Below are 19872 nucleotides of genomic sequence, written 5' to 3'. Positions count from 1 at the left end.
CCAGCACGGTGTCACCTCAGGGCTCGAGTCCCGCGGCGCGAAGCCAGACCACCCGGCAGGTCTCCGACGCCTGGTCGAGCGCCTCGGGAGAGACCGCCGACGCGTGGTAGAACGTCCGCTCGACCATCCAGCAGACCGCGCCCGCCAGGGCCCGGGCGCCGTCGGGTCCCTCGTGGGACGCGACACCGGCCCGCACCAGGATCGCCGTGATGGCGTCGATGAAGATGTCCGCGGTCTCCGTCCACAGTGCACCCAGTTCGGGGATGGCCGAAGCCTGGTCGATCGCCACGCGCATGATCAGGCCGTGCTCGTGCCAGCGGTCGCGGGTGCGCGTCATCGCCGTCGCGATCGCGTCGCGGGGTGCGGCGGGATCATCGGCCGCCGCACGGGACTTCTCGCGCAGTGACTCCACTATCTTCGCAAAGAGCGCGACCAGCGCCTCCTGCTTGGAGCTGAAGTAGAAGTAGGTCGATGCCCGGGAGAGCCCGGCGCGTTCGGCGATGTCGCTGGTCGTGAGCGCGTCGAAGCTCTTGACGCCCAGGAGATCCTCCAGCCCTTCGAGGATCTCCTGCTCACGTAAGTCCCCTTTGGACGGTGCGGCGGAGCGCCGCCGGCCCGCCTTGACCGGATCGGGCATCAGTTCGCCGCGATCTGGTGACCGTCCGGGAAGTCCGTCGAGCGGGACAGCTCTTCCCACGCTTCGATGTCCGCGGACACGGCGGCCCGGCCGTTGCCGACGAGCCTCAGCGCGTCCGAACCGAGCACCAGGTGCACCGGCGGCTTTTCCGCGTCGATCACCTCGAGCACGGCCTCGGCGGCCTTGGCGGGGTTGCCCAGCTGGTGGCCGCTGGCGGCCTGCCGAGCCGCACGGATCGGCTCGAACAGCTCGTCGTAGTCGGCGATCGACCGGTCACTGCGGACCATCGAGCGGCCCGCCCAGTTCGTCCGGAACGAACCCGGCTCGACGATGGTCACCCGGACCCCGAAGCCCGCGACCTCCTTGGACAGCGCTTCCAGCATCCCCTCCACCGCGTACTTGCTGCTGCAGTAGTACGCCATCCCGGGCACCGTCATCAGCCCGGCCATCGAGCTGACGGCGAGGATGTGCCCGGAGCGCCGCTGCCGCATGCCCGGCAGCACCGCGTGGACCGTGGCCGCGACGCCGAACACGTTGGCGTCGAACTGCGCTCGCAGGTCGGCCATCGTGGCCTCCTCGAACACGCCCTCGTGCCCGTAGCCGGCGTTCGCGATCAGCACCTCGATCGGGCCGACGGTGCGCTCGACCTCGCCCACCACGTCGAAGACGGCTTCGTCGACCGTCACGTCGAGCTGCCGCGCAAGGGCGCGCCCGGGCGCGAGCGCCTCGAACTTCGCCAGGTCTTCGGCCTTCCGCACGGTGCCGACGACGGTGTGCCCGGCCGCCAGCGCGGCCTGCGCGAAGGCGCGGCCGAGGCCGCTGCTCGCCCCGGTGATGAGAAACGTTCGATTCGTCATGCCCACGACTCTACGCCGTGTCCAGAAAAATCGACACTGTGTCGACTCTCTCCTTATCGCGGCCTCAACCCGTCGACGACGACGGTGAGCATGCGGCTGAGCTGGGCGCGCTGCCCGGGCGCGCCGGCCACGGAGAGCACGCCGGCGAGGATGCCGCCGACGTCGACCGGATCGAGGTCGCCGCGCAGCTCTCCCGCTTCGGCGCCGGCGTCGAGCACCATCCCCAGGATCTGCAGGACCTCGTCGCAGACCGGTCCGGTGCCGAAGCGCCCGGAGGCACTCATGGCCACCAGGGCTTCACAGATGCCGCGCCGTTCGGCCGCCCACTCGGCGAAGCGGCGCATCCAGGCGTGCAGAGCCTGCGCGGGCCGCTCGGTGGCCAGCAGAACGCGCGCGTCGTCACGCAGCGGGCGGATCTGGTCGCGGTAGACCTCCTCGACCAGGTCCTCCCGGGTGGGGAAGTGCCGGTAGAGGGTGCCACTCCCCACGCCCGCGCGTTTGGCGATCGCGTCCAGGGAAATCGTCTGCCCCGAGGCGAAGGCCTCGGCGGCCGTGGCGATCAGGTGCTCGCGGTTGCGCTGGGCATCGGCTCTCAGGGTGCTCCGTGGAGGTGTCATGGCCTTCGCGATCGGGTTGGCGGGTCGGGACCGAACTAATCGGGGATGTCTCCGGTTAGTGTACCGTGAGCTAAGCGGGGACCTCGCCGCTTACGGGAACAGGAGAAAACGATGACACTCACGCTCGACACCTACCGGCAGCTGGGGCGTTCCGGACTGCGGGTCTCGCCACTCGCGCTCGGCGCGGCCACCTTCGGCAACGACTGGGGCTGGGGCGCGGAGCAGGACGAGGCGCGGAAGCTGTTCGACCTCTACGTCGAACGCGGCGGGAACTTCATCGACACCGCCGTCACCTACACCGACGGCACGTCGGAACGCCTGCTCGGCGAGTTCGCCCGCGACCGGCGCGACAGCCTGGTCCTGGCCACGAAGTACACCACCCTGCGCCGGCCCGGCGACCCCAACTCCGGTGGCGCGAGCCGGAAGAGCCTCTTCGGCGCGGTCGAAACCAGCCTGCGGCAGCTGGACACGGACTACATCGACCTGCTGTACCTGCACGTGTGGGACGACACCACACCCGTGGAGGAGATCCTGCGCGGCTTGGACGACCTGGTCCAGCGGGGCAAGGTCCTCTACGTGGCCATCTCCAACACCCCGGCCTGGCAGATCGCCCGCATGCAGACGATCGCCGACCTGCGCGGCTGGTCGCCGCTGGTGGCGCTGCAGCTGGAGTACAACCTGGTGGAGCGCACCGGGGAGCGCGACCTGATCCCGATGGCGCGGGAACTGGGGCTGGGCACCGTTCTGTGGTCTCCGCTGGCGGGCGGCGTGCTCACCGGCAAGTACCGCCGCGAGGACCTGACCGCGGCGCCGTCCGGCCAGGGCGAGAGCGCCCGCAAGGGGTTCAACCTGGCCCTCGGCGGCGTGACCGAGCGCAGTCTCGCCATCGTGGACGTGGTCAAGGAGGTCGCCGGTGAGCTGGGCCGCACACCGGCCCAGGTGGGACTCGCCTGGACCCTGCGGAACCCGGCGGTGACCGCACCGATCATCGGGGCCCGCACGGCCGCGCAGCTGGAGGAGAACCTGGGAGCGCTGGAGGTCGACCTCACCCCGTCCCAGCTGGCGCGCCTGGACGAGGTCAGCGCGATCGACCCCGGCTTCCCCCACGCCATGCTCGCGAGCGACCACATCCGGGTCCAGACCCGCGGCGACCTGAAGATCCAGGCCCGCTGACGACCGGGCACCACCGCTCGCCAAGGTGGGTTTTCCCGTCCCTGGTTCCCGGTTACCACGCTGGTTTCGCGGACCGCGCTTACGTTGGTGCCGAACAGGATTCGACCAATCCAAGGAGCGTCACCATGTCCGCTTGGACCGCCGAGGACATTCCCGATCTGCGGCACCGGGTGGCCGTCGTCACCGGCGCGAACTCGGGACTGGGGCTGGTCACCGCGACCGAGCTCGCCCGGCACGGCGCGAAGGTCGTGCTCGCCGTGCGCAACACCGACGCGGGGGAGAAAGCGGCCGCGGGGATCCGGCAGTCCGCCCCCGGCGCCGAACTCGAGGTGCGCCGGCTGGACCTGGCGTCGCTGGCGTCGGTCCGGACGTTCGCCGGGAAGCTGACCGCCGACCACGAAGCGATCGACCTGCTGGTCAACAACGCCGGATTGGTCATCCTCGGGCCGCGCAGCACGACCGCCGACGGGTTCGAACTGCACATGGGCACCAACATGCTCGGGCACTTCGCGCTCACCGGCCTGCTCCTCGACGCCGTCAGCCGGGCGGCGGCGCCGAGGGTCGTCAGCCTCAGCTCGATCGTGCACAAGACCGCCACCCTCGACCTCGACGACCTGATGTCCGAACGCGGCTTCGACGGCAGCACCGCTTACCGTCGTTCGAAGCTCGCCACCACGGCGTTCGGCCTCGAACTCGACCGGCGCCTGCGCGCCGCCGGTTCACCGGTCGTCAGCGTGCTCGCCCATCCGGGCGTGACCAGGACCAACCTGACCCCGCGCGCGTTCGGGGAAAGCGGTCTGGCCAAGCGGATCCTCGCGCGGATCTACGCGGTGAGCGCGCAACCGGCCGGGCGGGGAACCCTGCCCCAGCTGTACGCCGCGACCGCGCCGGGGGTGCGTGGCGGGCAGTTCTTCGGGCCGTCCGGCCGCAGGGAGTACCGCGGGCACGCCGTCGAGGTCCGGGCGAGCGCCCGGGCCGCCGACCCGGACTTCGGCCGTCGACTGTGGCGCGCCGCCGAAGCCCTGACCGACGTCAGGTACCTCTGAAACGAGCAGGTCAGGCGTTTCGCTCCTCGCGGAGTTCGTTCCAGCGTTCGAGCATGACCCCCACCTCGTCGAGCATGAACGACAGGAAGTCGCGCATTTCGGCCACCCGCCGCCCGGCAGGCGAGTCCGGGCCGAGGGCCGCGACTCCGTTCTCGGAGGCGTCGCGCCACCGGAGGGTCATGCGGTCGCGCTTGAAGAGGATCGTGTACCAGAGGACGCCGTCGACGCGGTAGTGGACGCGGCGTTCGCCGGGCTCGCGCTCCTTGGCGACCAAACGGATCCGTTCGAGGTCGCGCACGGCGCCGGAGACGGCCGCCGGGCTCACGGACAGCCGTGCGGCAAGCTCGGCGGCGGTCAGGCGGCCGTCATGGGTGGTCACCAGCGCCGCGAGCACCCGCGCGGGCATCCGCCTCAGGCCGATTCGCGAGAGCGTCAGGGCGAGGCTCTCGGCGTATCGGAGAACCGTGTTGTCGTCACAGGTCATTTCGAGCGCGGCCGGGTTGTCACGATGACCAGCATGATCGGCCGGCCGGGCCGAGTCAAGACCGAACGTTCTACCCGCTTCCGTCGATCGTAGTGATCACTACATACAGACCGGCGTTCACTGGGAATGACGGTCCTACCTTCGGGGCCGTCCCCGGTGGGACACTGATCGACATGGCCAACGAGCACCCCCACGCTCGCGAGCTGGGCGAGTTCCTCCGGGCCCGGCGCAACCGGCTGCGCCCGGAGGACGTCGGGCTGCAGCCGGGAGGCCGTCGCAAGGTGCCCGGCTTGCGCCGCGAAGAACTCGCGCTGCTGGCCGGCTTGAGCACCGACTACTACCAGCGCATGGAACAGGGCCGCGACGTACGGCCCTCCGACGACATCCTCGACGCCCTCGCCACCGCGCTGGTCCTCGGCGAGGAGGAACGACGCCACCTGTTCACCCTCGCCCACGCGGCACGGCGCTCGGCACCCGGTTCCCGGCGCCGCGGCCCGGAACGCGTACCGGTCAGCACCCGGCACCTCCTGCACGCCCTGGCGACCCCGGCGCTGGTGCTCGGCAGGCACCTCGACGTGCTCGCCTGGAACCCGCTGGCCGAGGCGCTGCTCGGTGCCCCCGCCGGCCGGTCCGGGACCGAGCGCAACCTGCTCGCCGGCCTGTTCCTGGATCCCGAATCCCGGCTGCGCTGCGCGGATTGGGAAGGGTTCGCCCTGCAGTACCTGGGCATGCTGCGCACCGCGGTCGCCGCCGACCCGGCGCACCCGCGCGCCACGGAGCTCGTGGGGGAACTCAGCATCCGCAGCGCGGACTTCCGGCGGCTCTGGGCCCGCTACGACGTGCGCGAGGCGGTACACGGAACCAAGCTGTTCCGGCACCCGGAGGTCGGCGACGTCACCCTCACGTGGGACACCTATCCCCTGCCCGGCAGCCCGGGGCCGGTGCTTCTCGTCTACACCACCGAACCCGGCTCGGCGGACGCCGAACGCGTCCAGCTCCTGGCGTCCCTGCAGGCAACCCGGCAGCGCGAGACCGGGGTCCGGGCGGTCCCGGCACGCGGCGGCGACGACGCATAGCTTGAGACGGCGTCGCCGGAGCCGGGCGCCGCGTTTCACGACGGGTCATGCCGACAGGGCGACCTTCAGCGGTGCACCCGTGGCCGCGCGCACCTCGTCCTCCGTGACGCCAGGCGCCGTTTCGACCAGCACCAGGCCCTCGGCGGTCACGTCGATGACGGCGAGGTCGGTGATGATGCGGTTCACCACGCGCAACCCGGTGTAGGGCAACGTGTTCTCGCGCAGGATCTTGGGTGAACCGTCCTTTGTGGTGTGTTCCATCAGCACGATGACCCGGCGGGCGCCGTGGACGAGGTCCATCGCCCCGCCCATGCCCTTGACCATCTTGCCGGGCACGGCCCAGTTGGACAGGTCGCCGTGTTCGGAGACCTGCATGGCGCCCAGGACGGCGACGTCGAGGTGGCCGCCGCGGATGATGCCGAACGAGAGCGCGGAGTCGAAGAACGACGCGCCCGGGCGGACGGTCACCGTTTCCTTGCCGGCGTTGATCAGGTCCGGGTCGACCGCGTCCGGTGCCGGGTAGGGCCCGGTGCCAAGGATGCCGTTTTCGCTGTGCAGCACCACGTGCACGTCCTCGGACAGGAAGCCGGGGATCAGCGTCGGCAGGCCGATGCCGAGGTTGACGTACTCGCCGTCACGCAGCTCGGCGGCCGCGCGCGCGGCCATCTCGGCACGGGTGAGGCTCATCGGCCGACCTCCGTCACAGTCGTCTTCTCGATCCGCTTTTCCAGGTCGGGGGCGTACACGACGTGCTGGACGAACACCCCGGGCAGGTGCACCTCGGCCGGGTCGAGCTCGCCGGGTTCGACCAGCTCCTGGACCTCGGCGATCGTGACGCGGCCCGCCATCGCGCACAGCGGGTTGAAGTTCTGCGCGGACTTCTCGAACACGAGGTTGCCGTGCCGGTCACCCTTCGCCGCGGCGACGAGCGCGAAGTCCGTGACGATGGCCTCCTCGAGGACGTGCGTGACGCCGCCGAACTCCCGGGTCTCCTTGGGCGGCGACGCGACGGCCACCGAGCCGTCGGAGGCGTACCGCCACGGCAGCCCGCCGTCGGCGATCTGGCTGCCGACCCCCGCCGGGGTGAAGAACGCCGGGATCCCGCAGCCGCCGGCGCGCAGGCGCTCGGCCAGCGTGCCCTGCGGGCAGAGCTCGACCTCGAGCTCGCCACCGAGGTACTGGCGGGCGAACTCCTTGTTCTCCCCCACGTACGACCCGGTGACGCGGCTGATCCGCCGGTCGCCCAGCAGGATCCCGAGCCCCCAGTCGTCGACCCCGCAGTTGTTCGACACGACCCGCAGGTCGCTGGTCCCCCGCTTGTAGAGCGTCTCGATCAGGGTGGTGGGGATGCCGCACAGGCCGAACCCGCCGACGGCGAGCGTCGCGCCGTCGGCGATCCCGGCCAGTGCCTGCTCGGCGGTGACTGCTTTGTCCATGCCTCTCCTCCTCGGGAGTGGGTCAGCCGGCGAGTGCCGTGACGGTGCGGGACGGGCTGGGCCGGCCCAGGTGCCCGGCGAGCCAGGTGCTGGTGTCGACCATCTTCCGCAGGTCGACGCCGGTCTCGACGCCGAGACCGTGCAGCTGCCAGAGCAGGTCCTCGGTGGCGAGGTTGCCGGTGGCGCTGCCGGCGAACGGGCAGCCGCCCAGGCCGCCGGCGGACGCGTCGACGAGGGTGACGCCCTTGCGCACGGCGGTCAGGGTGTTGGCCAGCGCCTGGCCGTAGGTGTCGTGGAAGTGCACGGCGAGCGCGTCGACCGGGATGCCGGACGCGATCAGGGCGTCGAGCACGGCCGCGACCCGGCCGGGGGTGGCGACGCCGATGGTGTCGCCGAGGCTGAGCTCGGTGCACCCCAGCGCGCGCATGCGGGTGGCCACGTCCAGGACGCGAGGCACGGGCACCTCGCCTTCCCACGGGTCGCCGAAGCACATCGACAGGTAGCCGCGCACGCCGATCCCGGCTTCCCGGGCCCGGGCGACGACCGGGGCGAACATCTCGAGGGACTCGCCGACCGTGCGGCCGAGGTTCCGCCGGGAGAAGGTCTCGGTGACGCTGCCGAACACGGCGATGTCGCGGACACCGAGGTCGAGCGCGCGTTCGAGACCGCGCGAGTTCGGTACCAGCACGGGGTAGCGCACGCCGGGAGCGAGCGTGATCGCGCGGAGGAGCTCTTCGGCGTCGGCGAGCTGCGGTACCCACTTCGGGTGCACGAAGCTCGTCGTCTCCACGACCGTGTGCCCCGCGTCCACCAGGCGCTCGACGAACTCGGCCTTGACCGCGACGGGCAGCACCGCGGACTCGTTCTGCAGGCCGTCACGGGGACCGACCTCGCAGATGGTCACGCGGGGAGGTAGTGGGAGGCCGTCGTGGGGCGTGACGCCGAAGTCCATCGTCCTCCTCTGTCCGTCTGTTCAGTGAACGCCTTCGCGAGTGAACGTCGAGCGCCGTTCATCCGTCAACCACGGCCTGAAATTGCCCATGGAACTTCTCGGTCAGCGAGCATCCGGGCAGCAGGCGTTCACTCAGTGAACGTACGATCGGCGGCGTGACTGCTCCCCCGAACGTGGTCGGCCGGATCGCCGCGGTCCTGCGCGCGCTGTCGGCGGCCCAGCGCACCGGCGCGTCCACCTCCGAGATCGCGCGGGCGAGTGCACTGGCCCGCCCGACCGCGCACCGGCTGCTCGTGGCGCTGGCGGACGAGGGGTACGTGGACCGCGACCGGCGCAGCGGGCAGTGGTACCTCGGGCCGGAGCTGTACCTGCTCGGCGGGGTCGCCGCGAACCGCTACGACGTCACCCGGCACGCCCGCGCGAGCGTGCACCGCCTCGCCGCCGCGACCGGCGAGAGCGCCTTCTTCTCCGCCCGCCGCGGCGAAGAGACGGTGTGCCTGCTGCGCGAGGACGGCGCCTTCCCGATCCGCTCGTTCGTCCTCTTCGAGGGCGCCCGGTTCCCGCTCGGCGTCGTCTCCGCCGGCCAGGTCCTGCTGGCCATGCTGCCGGACCGCGAAATCGACGACTACCTCCGCCGGACGGACCTCACCGCCCAGTGGGGCCCCGAGCACGGGCCGGACGCGGTCCGTGCGCGGGTCGCCCGCACTCGCGAACTCGGTTACGCCGTCAACCCCGGGCTGGTCGTCGAAGGCAGCTGGGGCATGGCCGCCGCCGTGTTCGACCAGGGCGGCGAACCCGCCTGGGCGTTGACCCTCACCGGAATCGAGTCACGCTTCAGCGCCGGTCGCCGGCCGGAGCTGGGCGCCCTCCTGCTGGAGGAAGCCCACGAGCTGACGAAAACCCTGCAGGCGTCCCGCCCGTGAGATCAGGCGGCCGCGAACGCCGCCTTCACCAACTCGGCGACGGCGGCCATGCCCGCCTCGTTCGGGTGGTACGAGCTGCGCCCGGCCGCGACCGAGTACTTCTCCACCCACGGCTCGGCCGAGCAGGAGTCGTGCCCGGCGCTCGCGCCCGCGACGTCCACGACGGTGGCGCCCGCGTTCGCCGCGGCGGCGCGGGTGAAGTCGGCGAGGCGGGTGGCGATGCTGCGCTCGAAGGCCAGCTGGTCGGCGTCGAGCGGCACGCCGGTGCACGCGCTGCCGGCCGGCACGATGGTCAGGTACTCGACCAGGAAGACCTTCGCCGCGGGGGCCCGGTCGTGCACGGCGTGCACCACGTTTTCCAGGCGCCGCTGCAGATCGTCGAAGGTGCGGTTGATCGCGGCCTGGTCGACGGTGCCGCAGCCGGAGCCGCCGCTGGTCAGGCAGGAGTAGGTGCCCAGGCTGCCGAGGTAGTTCACGTCGTTGCCGCCGATGGTCGCGGTGACCACCTGCGTTCCGGGGCCGACGGCCTCGACCTGCGGCGGCTGTCCCGCCTGCCCGGTGTCCAGGACGTTCGCGGTCGTCGCGCCGCTGCAGCTGACGTCGGCCAGCGCCAGCCCCAGGTCACGCGCGACAAGGCTGGCGTAGTTGTGATCCGACCGCGCGCACGCCTGCGGCGTTCCTGGTTGCAGGGAAGGGATTCCCGGCCCGGCGGCGAACGAACTGCCCATGGCGACGTACTCCGCGGCGGCGGGAGCCGCACCGGCCGCGGGAGCGGCGGCCAGCGTCACGACCAAAACCGGCACGAGCAAGAGCGCACGACGAGTCCACATGAGACCTCCGGCAACGGTGATAGGGGTCTGGACGGCCTGGCGGAACCGGCTCCGCCATCGAGTGTGTGCGGGCGGGTGACCAGGCGGCAACTCGAGGCGGATCTTCTGTCCACCGGACAAAGGCGACGCGCAGGTAGAACGTTCTGTCTTGACAGCCGCTCCGCGCCGCCGCTAGTTTCACCGTGTATCGATCGCTCCATAAAGCGGTCCGAGAGCTGGTGAGGACTACCCGTGACGCGGAAACACTGGACCGCACAGGACATTCCCGGGCTGCACGGCCGCACGGCCGTCGTCACCGGCGCGAACAGCGGGCTGGGCTTCGCGATCGCCGACGCGCTCGCCCGGCGCGGCGCGGACGTCGTTCTCGCTTGCCGCAACGAGGAAAAGGCGGCCGCGGCGGCGGATCGGATCTGGGCGAACGCGCCGGGCGCCGTCGTGCGCACGCTGTCCTTGGACGTCGGTTCACTCGCCTCGGTCCGCGCCGCCGCCCAGGGGCTGCACGACGAGTACGACCACCTCGACCTGCTCGTGAACAACGCCGGCGGGCTACGCCCGCGCTACTCGGTCACCGAGGACGGGTTCGAGTCCACGATGGCCGTCAACCACCTCGGACCGTTCGCGTTCACCGGACTCGTCCTGGACCTGATGACCGGCACGCCCGGGTCGCGCGTGGTGATGGTCTCCAGCACCAGCCACCGGAAAGGCGTGCTCGACCCCGCCGAACTCGACCCGGAGCGAGGCCGGGACTACCAGTTCTACCGGGCGTACAGCCGGGCCAAGCTGGCGAACCTGCTCTTCACGTACGCACTGAACCGGCGTCTCGAAGCGGGCGGGGCACGCACCATCGCCGTGGCCGGGCACCCGGGCCTCGCCCGGACCAACGGCGGCCGCGACATGAGCTGGACGGTCCGGATCGTGGCCGACCACCGGATCAACCCGATCGCGCGGGCGATCTCCCAGCCCGCGGCCATCGGCGCGCTGGGACAGCTGCGTGCCGCCACCGACCCGGACGCGCGCGGCGGCGACTTCTACGGCCCCTCGGGACGGGGTGAGCTCACCGGCTACCCGGTGCGCGTCACCTCCAGCGACCTGTCCCACGACGCCGACCTCCAGCGGCGCCTGTGGACGGCGTCCGAGCGGCTGACCAACGTCGTCTACCAGGGGACCACCTCGCCGTGACGGTCCAGGAACCGCAGCCCGGCGGCGCCGGCCCGGGCTTCGAGGACGTCGACGACGGCCGGGACGCTCTCCTCGGGCGCGAGCGGCGCGTCGAACCCGCCGAGCCGGGTCCGGTTGTGGCCGGGGTCGATGAGCAGCTTGGTCTGCCCGTCGCCGGCGTACCGGGTGGCGTAGCTGCGCATCAGCTGGTTGAGCGCGGCTTTGCTGGCCTTGTAGAGCTCGAAGCCCGGCTCGGTGTTGCGTGAGATGCTGCCTTGCTCCGACGACATGACCGCGACGGTTCCCCCGGCCGCGACGAGTCCCCGGAGGGCCTCGAGGGCACGCAGCGGACCCAGCGCGTTGGTGAGCATCACCTCGGTGAACATCTCGGCCGGGACCTCGTCGATCGGCAGGTTCCCCCGGTCGATCGCGGCGTTGACGAAGAGCAGGTCGAGCCGTCGGCCGTCGAGGCGTTCACGCAGCGCGGCCAGCTGCCCGTCACTCGTCATCTCCACCCGCTCGACCTCCAGCCGTCCCTGTGAGACGTCGGCTTTCGCTTGCAGCTCACCGCCTTCCTGACGCGTCGTGGCGATGACTCGCCAGCCACGCCGGACCAGCTCGCCGGCGAGGACGAGCCCCAGGCCACGGGAAGCGCCGAGGACGAGAGCTTGACGATCGGACACGGGGACTCCGTTCACCGCGGGGAATTTGCCTAGACGCGACGTTGCGTCTAGACAGTAGCACGACACGGCGGCCCTGGTCCCGCGCCGCCGATGGGTAGGGTGTTCCGCATGCCCGCCGCGAACGCGCAGCCCCGCAGGGCGCACTCCGGGAACCGGCGGGACGAGACCGCCCGGCTGGCCGTGCTCCACGCCGCGGACGACCTGCTCGTCGAACACGGTTTCAGCGCCCTGACCATCGAAGCGATCGCGCGGCGCGCCGGCGTCGCCAAGCAGACGATCTACCGCTGGTGGCCCTCGAAGGTCGAGATCCTCCTCGACACGCTCATCGAAGACAGTGCCAAGCGCTTCACCGTCCCGGCGGAAAACCCCACGGCGGAAAGCATTCGCGGCTACTTGCGCGCCTTCGCGCGATTCGTCACCCGGGACCCGGCCGGCAAAGTCCTGCTCGCGCTCATCGCCCACGCACAGCACGACTCCACCACGGCGGAAAGCCTTCAGGAGCGCTACCTCGGCCCGCGACGGGCGCAGGAACGCGAAATGCTCGCGCGCGCGACGGACGCCGGCGAGATCTCACCCCGCCTCGGTCCCGACGCCGCCATGGACGCTCTCGCCGGCCCCGTCGTCTACTGCGCCCTGACCGGTTCGAGCATTCCGCGCACCCTGGTGGACACGCTTTTCGAGGACCTGCTCAGGCCGCGCGCCACACCCGCCGTCACAGGGTGACGACGATCTTCCCCTGGGTGTGCCCGCGCTCGGACTCCCGGTGCGCCTCGGCGATCTTGTCCAGCGGGTACGTCGCGGCGACGTGCGGCGTGTACTCGCCCCGAGCCCCCAGCGCGGCACCTTCGGCGAGGACCGCGGAGTCGTTCTCCGCCATGTAATGGCGGACGCCGAGTTCGCTCGCGCGGGCCGCGTCGGCGATCGTCACGACCCGGTCCGCGTCGCCGGCGATGGCGACGAGGTCGGCGAGCGAGCCGGACGCCGCCGTGTCGAGCACGGCGTCGACCCCCGCGGGGGCGAGCGCGCGGACCCGGTCGGCCAGCCCTTCGCCGTAGGTGGTGGGCAGCGCCCCCAGCCCGCGCAGGTAGTCGTGCTTGCCCGCGCTCGACGTGCCGATGACGGTGGCGCCGCGCGCCACGGCCATCGCGACGGCGGCGCTGCCCACACCGCCGGCCGCGCCTTCGATCAGCAGAGTGCGGCCGGACAGGTCGCCGAGCGCGTTGAGCCCCCGGCCGGCGGTGGCGACGGCCAGCCCGGCCCCGGCGGCCTGCTCCAGGGTCCACCGGTCCGGCACGGGCGCCCAGGCGGTCAGCGTGGCGTACTCCGCGGACGCCCCGAACAGGCCACCGAGGCCGAAAACCCGGTCACCGACGGCGACTCCGGCGACGTCTTCGCCGACCTCGTCCACGACACCGGCGGCGTCGCGGCCGGGGATCGCCGGGAACTCGACCGGGAAGACCCCGCGGGTCGCCCCCGCGCGCAGTTTCCAGTCGACCGGGTTGACGCTGGCGGCAGCGACCCGGATCCGGATCTCGCCGGGTCCGGCGTGCGGCTCCGGGACGTCCTCGACGACGAGCACGTCGGCCGGGCCGTAGTCGTGGTAGCGGGCTGCGCGCATGGGGTGGCTCCTTGATCGGTTGAAACGCTCTCCCTGGAAACTAACGCGACGACGCCGCGATCGGGGTCAGCCACACGTCCGCGTCCAGCAGCCCGTCGGGCACGGTCGTGGCCCACCGCGCGACCTCGGCCTCGATCCACGCGAACTCGGCCGTCACGGTGGGCTGCCCGTCGTCGCCGGCCGACCGGCCGGTCGAGGTCAGCCGCCAGCGACGGGCCGGCAGCTCCTGCCGCAGCCGATCCTGCGCCGCGTCGATGTCGCGCTGCCGGTACCGGCTCCCGACCACACACAGAGACGCACCGAAGGTGGGACGCAGAGCGCGCTCGGCACGCTCGGGATCCTCCGCGGCGACGACCAGCACCGGCTGCGCCGGATGGGGACGGAACTGCGTGATCTGCGTGATCGTCAGCTCCGCCCACCTGTCCTGCGGCGGCGGAGATGCGGTGAGGTTGGCCGCCGTCGTGGGACCCACGAGCGGGACGACCGGCCAGCCGCCGACGGGAGGCGGGCAAGGTGGGCTGGTCCACCGGCCCGCCTCCGCGTCCGGCGCCGACGTGGACATCGGTTCTTGGGCCTGGGTGTGGAGTTCACCGTGGCGCCACGTCGCGGTCAGTGTGGCCCAGCCCTCGACCACGCCGCCGGGGTATTCGTCGAGCCGGTCGAGGCGATCGACGTCAACGCCGTGCACGCGCAAGGCGTGCGCGCCTGGGCGGGGAGCCCGTCGCGGACGGGTCATCGGCATGGCCCGCCAGGGCGGACGTTCGAACCACGTCTCCCCGTCGATCACCAAGACGCGACCCGCCGCCCGGACGAGGACACCGTCGCGCACCACCCAGGGGTTCAGGTCCACCCGATCAGTATCGCCGCACAGGTCACCTGAACAGCGCAGTAATACTCACGGCCAGTGGTTTTCTCCACACAAAGGACCATTCTTTCGTGTAAACCAGGGTCTGGTCACAGGAATTACCACAGTGACTAGACTGCTGCCGACGCGAACTACCCATTCGCATCATTCCCCCCGGAGGTGGCGTGACTCTCGCTGTCGACCCCGTCGTGCTCTGCGACTCCCTGTCGGACACCGTCGCGTCGCCGGCTCGGATCCGCGATGCCGCCCTCGGCGGCCAGGACAACTACGCCGCCGACCGCGACGCGCTCCGGGAACTGGACGAGGTCGCACCCGGATTCCCCGACCTGCTGCGCGTGGTCCGCGCGTGGCACGTCCGGGTCGTCCGCCATCTCGCCTCGCGTGGTTTCGGCCAGTTCCTCGACCTGGCCGCCGGACTGCCCGCCGCCGAAGACAACACCCACCAGACCGCGCAACGCCAGAACCCCGACGCGAAGGTCGTCTACACCGGAACCGACAACCTCGTCCTCAGTTACGAACGCGCCCTGCTCGACGACAACGACACCGTCCACGTCGTCCACGCCGACGGCCTTGATCCCCACGCTCTGCTCGCCCACGAAACCGTGCGCGCAACGCTCGACCCGGCCCAGCCGGTCGCGGTCCTGATGACCACCGGCGTGCAGGACGAACCCGACGACGAGCGCCTGGCCGCGGCCCTGTCCGGCTACCGGGCCCTGCTCCCGCCGGGATCGGCTCTAGCGCTCAGCTGCTGGGCACCGCCGGGTGAAGCAAGGCTCCTGAGCGGCGCGATCGAGCGGACCTGGGCGTCCCGGTGCCACCGGAAGATCCGCTGCCGCACCGAGAACGCCGTCGGGCGCCTGTTCTCCGGCTTCGACCTGCTCGACCCGGGCCTGGTGCGCCTGACCGACTGGTGGCCGGACGGCCCGCTGCTGCGCACCCCGCCACCGGCGCACCAGTTCGCTCTCGGCGGTGTCGGCATCAAGAGCTAGCCGCCGCACGGCCGTCACGGACTACGATTCCCGGGTGACCACACCGGGCGGGATGACCGCCGTTCAGGCCGTCGACCGGATCGAAGCAGCGGGACACCCACGCCCCCAGGACCGCAGGCTGCACGCTCGCGGCGCCGTCTTCGAAGGCCGGTTCGTCCCCAGTGGCCGGCTCACGCAGCTGACCTCGGCGGCCCACCTGACCAGCGAGACCGCCCTGGTCGTCCGGTTCTCCAACGGCTCACCGCAGCACGACGCCGACGACCGGACCCGCGGTATCCGCGGGATGGCCGTCAAGTTCCTCGACGGCGAGGGAAACGGGGTGCACGACCTGGTCGCCGCCAACTTCCGGGTGTTTCCGAGCAGCACCCCGGAAGGCTTCATCGAACTCGTCGAGGCGCTGGCCGGGACCACCGAGACCGCGCTGAAGGACAAGCTCGCCGCGGGCGGCAAGCTCGCCGGGTTCCTGTTCCAGCACAAGGAAAGCCACGCCGGGATCAAGGCGTTCGTCTCCCGGCACGCGCCGGCGAGCTTCGCCACCACGCGGTTCGACGGGCTGCACGCGTTCCACTTCGCCGACGCCGAAGGCCGGCGCCGCGCGTTCCGCTACCGGCTCGTCCCCCAGCTCGGTGAGGTCGACCTCGAAACGGCACGCGCCCTGCCCCGCGACTTCCTGCTGCCGGACCTCGACCGCCGGCTGGCCGACGGGCCCGTCTCGTTCACCCTGGTCGTCCAGCTGGGCGACCCGGGCGACCCGACCCACGACCCGTCGATCGCCTGGCCCGAACAGCGCACCCTGCTGACGGCCGGCGAGATCCGGATCGAGCGGCTCTCCCCGGACTCCGCGAAGTGGGAGCGCCAGGTCTTCGACCCGACGAGGGTCGCGCCCGGCGTCGAGCTTTCGGACGACGCCGTGCTGGCGTTCCGGCCACACGCCTACTCGGTCTCCGCGGAACGGCGGCTGAGCGCCGGCACCGGCCCGGCGCGGTAGTACGGAATCAGCCGTTCAGTCCCAGCCGTCCAGGAGCTTGAGGTCCGAGGGGGCCAGTGTCGAGGTGCTCATCAGCGCCTGGATCAGGTTGTGGTTGAGCATGTTGCCGATCGGCTCGACCAGTTCTTCCTTGGTCATGCCGGGGACGCCGTCCTGGTGCAGCCGCAGCCGGACCGCCGCGATCGTGCGGTCGACCTTCTTCTCGTTCCAGCCTTCGCCGGGCTGCAGTTCCACCATTTCCTCGGCGACCTGCTTGCGGCCGAGTGGCTGGGCGAACGCCTCCTGCGCGAAATAACGCTGGCCCAGCACGACGAGCACCAGTTTCTCGTCCGGGGTCAGCCAATACCGCTTCGGTGGCTGGGTGACGGCGTCGAACAGGGACGGCGGGCAGGCGCCGTCGGGGCCGATCACGTACACCTCCATCACGTGCTCGCGGCCGCGGGTGCCGCGCACGAACATCGGGGTGTAGCCGGGAACCAGCGGGAGGGGGTCGTGCTCGGGGAACAGCCACTGGTCGCCGGGCAGGCGGATCGGCAGGCGGCCGGTGTTCGCGACCTGCCAGCCGCCGTCGCGGTGGCTGATCACCCCGGTCTGCCGGCTGACGCGGAGGTCGTCCTCGCCGATGCACAGGTCCACCTGCGGCCGGTTGCGGCCGAAGCGCAGCTCCCGCCCCGGGGCCGGGGTGACGGTGAGGCCCTGCGAAAGGGCCAGCGCGAAGAGGGAGCCCGGCACCGGATCGGTCACTCCGCCGAGCAGCTGCTCGTACGTCCGCGCGTTCATCCGTGTCCCGCTCATCTGTCCTCCTGCTGCTCCCTGCCGAACGAGCCCATGGTCCCCCGGCCGCGGCGGGACCCCTCCCGTCTCAGTCCGCCAGCCGCTGCGCCACCGTGGCGGCCAGGCGCTGCGCGGGCCCGCACAGCTGATCGGGCTGCTTCTCGCTGTCTTCGACGTCGACCAGCGCCAGCTCGTAAACCCGTGGCTTGGTGCCCTCGACGTAGCTGCGGTAGGCGATGGCCACCTCGCAGTCGGTGTCACTGCGCCCCTGGGGCGTCACCCGGGCGTCGTAACCGCCGACCTTCAGCGGCGTGCTTCCGGAGGTGGCGAAGCTTTCGGCGGGTGTCCGGTCGAAGACGACCTTCGCGACGCCCGACCGGTCGGTGAAGCTCCACTGGCATTCCCAGTCGCCGAAGTAGCGGACCTGGTTCAGCGGCCCCGGGCCGAGCGCCGACGTCACGGCCGCGGTGTCCAGCAGCGCGCACGCGTCCTTGGCGGCCAGCGCCCCGGCGGGGGCCGTGCGGCGGGCGATCCGGCCGGCGTTCAGGGAGACCAGCGCGCTGCTGGTGATCGCCTCCGCCATCCCGCACAGGTCGACCTTCCCGTCCCCGGTCAGGTCCGCGTTGATGACGACCTGGTAGCCGGGCAGCAGCAGGATCCGGGCGCAGCTGCCGTCCTCGGCGGGCAGCCGCTGGATCCCGACCGTGCCGACCTGCTGCACCGGCGCGGCGTCGTCCTGCTCGCCGATCGCGAACTCCACGTTGACGTCGACGTAGTTCTGCCGGTCCTTGGTCAGGTAGACCAGGGCGTCGCAGCGGTCGAAGTTGCCGTAGTCGTGCGAGGTTTCGACGACGCCGTAGCCGGCGAGCGCGTTGGCGTAGGTCAGCGCGCACGGGTCGGCGGTGCGCGGATCGCCCATGATCGACTCGGGAGCCGCGGAGGGCGCGGCGGGCGGCGGCGCGGCCGCCGAGGTGTCGCCCCGGGTCGTGAACCAGGCCACCGAGGACGCCACCAGGACGAGCACGACGATCGCGGCCGCGACCAGCTGCCGGCGCCGGCGGGCGCGCGGTTTGGCCAGCGCCGCGAACTGCTGCCGGGCCGTCTCGGCGGTCGGTCGCGCGTCGGGATCACGGTGGGTGAGACCGGCCAGCAGCTCGCCGAGCGCGGCGTCGGGAGCGGGATGTCCGTCGACGGCGTTCCGGATGGTCATGCCGAGGGAGAACACGTCCGATTCGGCGGTCGCCCGGTGCCCGCGCACGACCTCGGGCGCCTGGAACCCGTGCGTTCCGCCGCCGGTTTTCGGGTCCTCGGCCTGGGTGTCGCTGGCCCAGGTGGCGATGCCGAAATCGGTGAGCTTGGCGGTGCGGTCCCGGGTCACCAGCACGTTCGCCGGGGTGACGTCGCGGTGCGCCATGTTCCGTTCGTGCAGGTGCGCCAGCGCGGCGGCGATCTGCGCGCCGATGGCCGCGGCCTGCTGCGGCGGCAGCGGGCCGTCCTCCTCGCGGAGCTGCCGCAGGCTGCGGGACGGCAGGTACTCCATCACCAGGCAGTTGCGGCCTTCGTCGTCCTTGACCAGGTCGTACGCGGCGATCACGTTCGGGTGCGCGAGCCGGGCACCGGCCACGGGTTCGGCGTCCCCGACCCCTGCCTTGAGCGCCACCAGCCGGCGCAACGTGGTGTCCGTCGCCAGCCAGACGACCCCCATGCCGCCCCGCCCGATCTGCTCCTCCAGGCGGTAACGGCCAGCGACCAGATCACCACGATCCATTCACCGAACATAGCGGACCCGCATTCCCGGAATTGCGGCGGGCAATCGGCGCGGGAAGGGTCCCGCGGTTCCCGGCTTAACGTCCCGTCATGCGCCGCCGGACCCGTGCCCTCTTCGCGCACCTGCGCCAGCGCGGCCAGCACGCCGCTTTCCGCGTCGAGCCGTCAACGGCGCATTCCCCGGCCGCGCTGGCTCGAGCCGGTGATCTCGCCGGCGCGGCGGCGGTGCTGGCGACGACCGAAACGGCGGGAATCGCCGGGCTCGACCTGCTGGCCCGGATCCACGCCCAGCTCGGCGAGCTCGAGCAGGCCGACCTGTGCTGGGCGCGGGTGCAGGCCACCGACCCCGAGCACCCCGGCGCGGCCGCGGGCCGGGCCACGATCACCGCGATCCGCACCCGGCGACGGCTGCGGAGACCCTTACTCCGGCCGGTCTGGGTGACCGCGGCCGGGATGATCGTCGTCGCGGGGGTGATCGTCGTCTGTGGATCGTTTGCGGACGGGCCGGTGGCGGCCACCGCGCGGTGCGACTCGACGCGGGTGACCGAACTCGAACAGCAGCTGGCCGCACAGGAAACCGCCGCCGCCCGGCACGAAGGTGCCCTGAACGCGACCGCTCGGCTGGTGGCGCGGCCCGGCGTGACCGTCCGGACCGCGCCGGACGCCGTGGAGGTCCGGTTCCCCGGCGGCCTCTACCGCGCCGGCGACCAGCTCACCGAGCAGGGACGGCAGCGGTTGCGGGACCTCGGCACGGCGTTGTCCCGCACGGACGGGACGATCACCGTGGTCGGCTGGACGGTGGCCGTGCCCGGCGGGCCGCCGTCGGGTGGTTCACCGGTGGCCTGGGACCGGGCCCGCGCCGCCGCCCGCGAGCTCGCCGCGGCGAGCGGCCTGCCCCTCACCCGGTTCGCCCTGGCCAGTGGTGACCAGGGCGCTCCCCCGTTCCCCGATCCGGCGTCCGACCGCACCGTCACGCTCCGGATCACGCCCTCGCCCTGA

22 protein-coding genes are annotated in these 19872 nt (G+C 71.8%); 9 read left to right on the top strand and 13 right to left on the bottom strand.

The genetic code is table 11. The features are described from left to right. Positions 1-16 precede the first annotated feature (16 nt). Genes ACIOD2_RS13605 through ACIOD2_RS13595 form a run of 3 tightly spaced genes read right to left on the bottom strand, consistent with a single transcriptional unit; the run spans position 17 to position 2111 of the window. Positions 17-637: a TetR/AcrR family transcriptional regulator gene (locus ACIOD2_RS13605; protein WP_400537467.1), complete on the bottom strand. Its 621-nt coding sequence runs from the start codon at positions 635-637 to the stop codon at positions 17-19. Beyond that, positions 637-1494 carry an oxidoreductase gene (locus ACIOD2_RS13600; RefSeq protein WP_400537465.1) on the bottom strand — a complete coding sequence of 286 codons (858 nt, stop codon included), beginning with the start codon at positions 1492-1494 and terminating at the stop codon, positions 637-639. The genes ACIOD2_RS13605 and ACIOD2_RS13600 overlap by 1 nt, the downstream gene beginning before the upstream one ends. Positions 1495-1547: 53 nt before the next feature. After that, on the bottom strand, positions 1548-2111 hold the full coding sequence (locus tag ACIOD2_RS13595; RefSeq protein ID WP_400537463.1) for a TetR/AcrR family transcriptional regulator: 564 nt from the start codon (positions 2109-2111) through the stop codon (positions 1548-1550). 111 nt (positions 2112-2222) lie between these two features. Here ACIOD2_RS13595 and ACIOD2_RS13590 point away from each other — a divergent pair, with 111 nt between their 5' ends. Next, positions 2223-3284 carry an aldo/keto reductase gene (locus tag ACIOD2_RS13590; protein ID WP_400537461.1) on the top strand — a complete coding sequence of 354 codons (1062 nt, stop codon included), beginning with the start codon at positions 2223-2225 and terminating at the stop codon, positions 3282-3284. 125 nt (positions 3285-3409) lie between these two features. After that, positions 3410-4330: an oxidoreductase gene (locus ACIOD2_RS13585; protein ID WP_400537459.1), complete on the top strand. Its 921-nt coding sequence runs from the start codon at positions 3410-3412 to the stop codon at positions 4328-4330. A gap of 10 nt (positions 4331-4340) precedes the next feature. Here the strand turns inward: ACIOD2_RS13585 and ACIOD2_RS13580 are convergent, their stop codons facing one another. Continuing rightward, complete coding sequence (locus ACIOD2_RS13580) at positions 4341-4814, bottom strand: GbsR/MarR family transcriptional regulator (RefSeq protein ID WP_400537457.1); 474 nt, start codon at positions 4812-4814, stop codon at positions 4341-4343. A 173-nt stretch (positions 4815-4987) separates the two neighbouring features. On the opposite strand from ACIOD2_RS13580, the gene ACIOD2_RS13575 reads away from it, so the two are divergent. Further along, positions 4988-5890, top strand: coding sequence for a helix-turn-helix transcriptional regulator (locus tag ACIOD2_RS13575; RefSeq protein ID WP_400537455.1), 903 nt, complete (start codon positions 4988-4990; stop codon positions 5888-5890). 45 nt (positions 5891-5935) lie between these two features. On the opposite strand, the gene ACIOD2_RS13570 is transcribed toward ACIOD2_RS13575, so the two are convergent. The 3 genes from ACIOD2_RS13570 to ACIOD2_RS13560 are packed head-to-tail and all read right to left on the bottom strand — an operon-like array spanning position 5936 to position 8278. Then, on the bottom strand, positions 5936-6577 hold the full coding sequence (locus ACIOD2_RS13570) for a 3-oxoacid CoA-transferase subunit B (protein ID WP_400537453.1): 642 nt from the start codon (positions 6575-6577) through the stop codon (positions 5936-5938). Continuing rightward, positions 6574-7326, bottom strand: a complete 753-nt coding sequence (locus ACIOD2_RS13565; RefSeq protein ID WP_400537451.1) for a CoA transferase subunit A — start codon at positions 7324-7326, stop codon at positions 6574-6576. Before ACIOD2_RS13565 ends, ACIOD2_RS13570 begins: the two co-directional genes overlap by 4 nt. Positions 7327-7348: 22 nt before the next feature. Continuing rightward, a complete protein-coding gene (locus ACIOD2_RS13560) occupies positions 7349-8278 on the bottom strand; it encodes a hydroxymethylglutaryl-CoA lyase (protein ID WP_400537449.1) in 930 nt (309 codons plus the stop codon). Between the two features lie 155 nt (positions 8279-8433). Here ACIOD2_RS13560 and ACIOD2_RS13555 point away from each other — a divergent pair, with 155 nt between their 5' ends. Then, entirely contained in the window at positions 8434-9201 is a 768-nt protein-coding gene (locus tag ACIOD2_RS13555) for an IclR family transcriptional regulator (RefSeq protein ID WP_400537447.1), read from the top strand. Positions 9202-9203: 2 nt separating this feature from the next. On the opposite strand, the gene ACIOD2_RS13550 is transcribed toward ACIOD2_RS13555, so the two are convergent. Beyond that, positions 9204-10004: an SGNH/GDSL hydrolase family protein gene (locus tag ACIOD2_RS13550; RefSeq protein ID WP_400537445.1), complete on the bottom strand. Its 801-nt coding sequence runs from the start codon at positions 10002-10004 to the stop codon at positions 9204-9206. A gap of 258 nt (positions 10005-10262) precedes the next feature. On the opposite strand from ACIOD2_RS13550, the gene ACIOD2_RS13545 reads away from it, so the two are divergent. Beyond that, positions 10263-11210 carry an oxidoreductase gene (locus ACIOD2_RS13545; protein ID WP_400537443.1) on the top strand — a complete coding sequence of 316 codons (948 nt, stop codon included), beginning with the start codon at positions 10263-10265 and terminating at the stop codon, positions 11208-11210. Here ACIOD2_RS13545 and ACIOD2_RS13540 read toward each other — a convergent pair. Continuing rightward, positions 11186-11872 carry an SDR family NAD(P)-dependent oxidoreductase gene (locus ACIOD2_RS13540; RefSeq protein ID WP_400537441.1) on the bottom strand — a complete coding sequence of 229 codons (687 nt, stop codon included), beginning with the start codon at positions 11870-11872 and terminating at the stop codon, positions 11186-11188. The two genes, ACIOD2_RS13545 and ACIOD2_RS13540, sit on opposite strands and share 25 nt — an antisense overlap. Positions 11873-11980: 108 nt before the next feature. Between ACIOD2_RS13540 and ACIOD2_RS13535 the strand changes: the two genes are divergently transcribed. Then, complete coding sequence (locus tag ACIOD2_RS13535; protein ID WP_400537439.1) at positions 11981-12595, top strand: TetR/AcrR family transcriptional regulator; 615 nt, start codon at positions 11981-11983, stop codon at positions 12593-12595. On the opposite strand, the gene ACIOD2_RS13530 is transcribed toward ACIOD2_RS13535, so the two are convergent. After that, positions 12585-13490, bottom strand: a complete 906-nt coding sequence (locus ACIOD2_RS13530; RefSeq protein WP_400537437.1) for an NADP-dependent oxidoreductase — start codon at positions 13488-13490, stop codon at positions 12585-12587. The genes ACIOD2_RS13535 and ACIOD2_RS13530 overlap by 11 nt on opposite strands. A 40-nt stretch (positions 13491-13530) precedes the next feature. Beyond that, the gene (locus ACIOD2_RS13525; protein WP_400537435.1) at positions 13531-14340 is read right to left on the bottom strand and encodes a hypothetical protein; all 810 of its coding nucleotides are present in this window, start codon (positions 14338-14340) and stop codon (positions 13531-13533) included. 179 nt (positions 14341-14519) lie between these two features. On the opposite strand from ACIOD2_RS13525, the gene ACIOD2_RS13520 reads away from it, so the two are divergent. Further along, positions 14520-15344: an SAM-dependent methyltransferase gene (locus ACIOD2_RS13520; protein ID WP_400537433.1), complete on the top strand. Its 825-nt coding sequence runs from the start codon at positions 14520-14522 to the stop codon at positions 15342-15344. A 34-nt stretch (positions 15345-15378) separates the two neighbouring features. Further along, positions 15379-16332 (top strand): catalase, encoded by a 954-nt coding sequence (locus ACIOD2_RS13515; protein WP_400537431.1) that lies wholly within the window; start codon positions 15379-15381, stop codon positions 16330-16332. Between the two features lie 15 nt (positions 16333-16347). Here ACIOD2_RS13515 and ACIOD2_RS13510 read toward each other — a convergent pair whose 3' ends face one another. Continuing rightward, positions 16348-17127 carry an FHA domain-containing protein gene (locus ACIOD2_RS13510; protein ID WP_400537429.1) on the bottom strand — a complete coding sequence of 260 codons (780 nt, stop codon included), beginning with the start codon at positions 17125-17127 and terminating at the stop codon, positions 16348-16350. Between the two features lie 67 nt (positions 17128-17194). Further along, positions 17195-18874: a protein kinase gene (locus ACIOD2_RS13505; RefSeq protein WP_400537427.1), complete on the bottom strand. Its 1680-nt coding sequence runs from the start codon at positions 18872-18874 to the stop codon at positions 17195-17197. 89 nt (positions 18875-18963) lie between these two features. Between ACIOD2_RS13505 and ACIOD2_RS13500 the strand changes: the two genes are divergently transcribed. After that, positions 18964-19872 carry a hypothetical protein gene (locus tag ACIOD2_RS13500; RefSeq protein ID WP_400537425.1) on the top strand — a complete coding sequence of 303 codons (909 nt, stop codon included), beginning with the start codon at positions 18964-18966 and terminating at the stop codon, positions 19870-19872.

The organism is Amycolatopsis sp. NPDC088138 (assembly GCF_044741685.1).
In the GTDB taxonomy this organism is placed as follows: Bacteria; Actinomycetota; Actinomycetes; order Mycobacteriales; family Pseudonocardiaceae; genus Amycolatopsis.
Note: the sequence above shows the minus strand (reverse complement) of the source record. Positions and strands in the feature narration are given on the sequence as shown.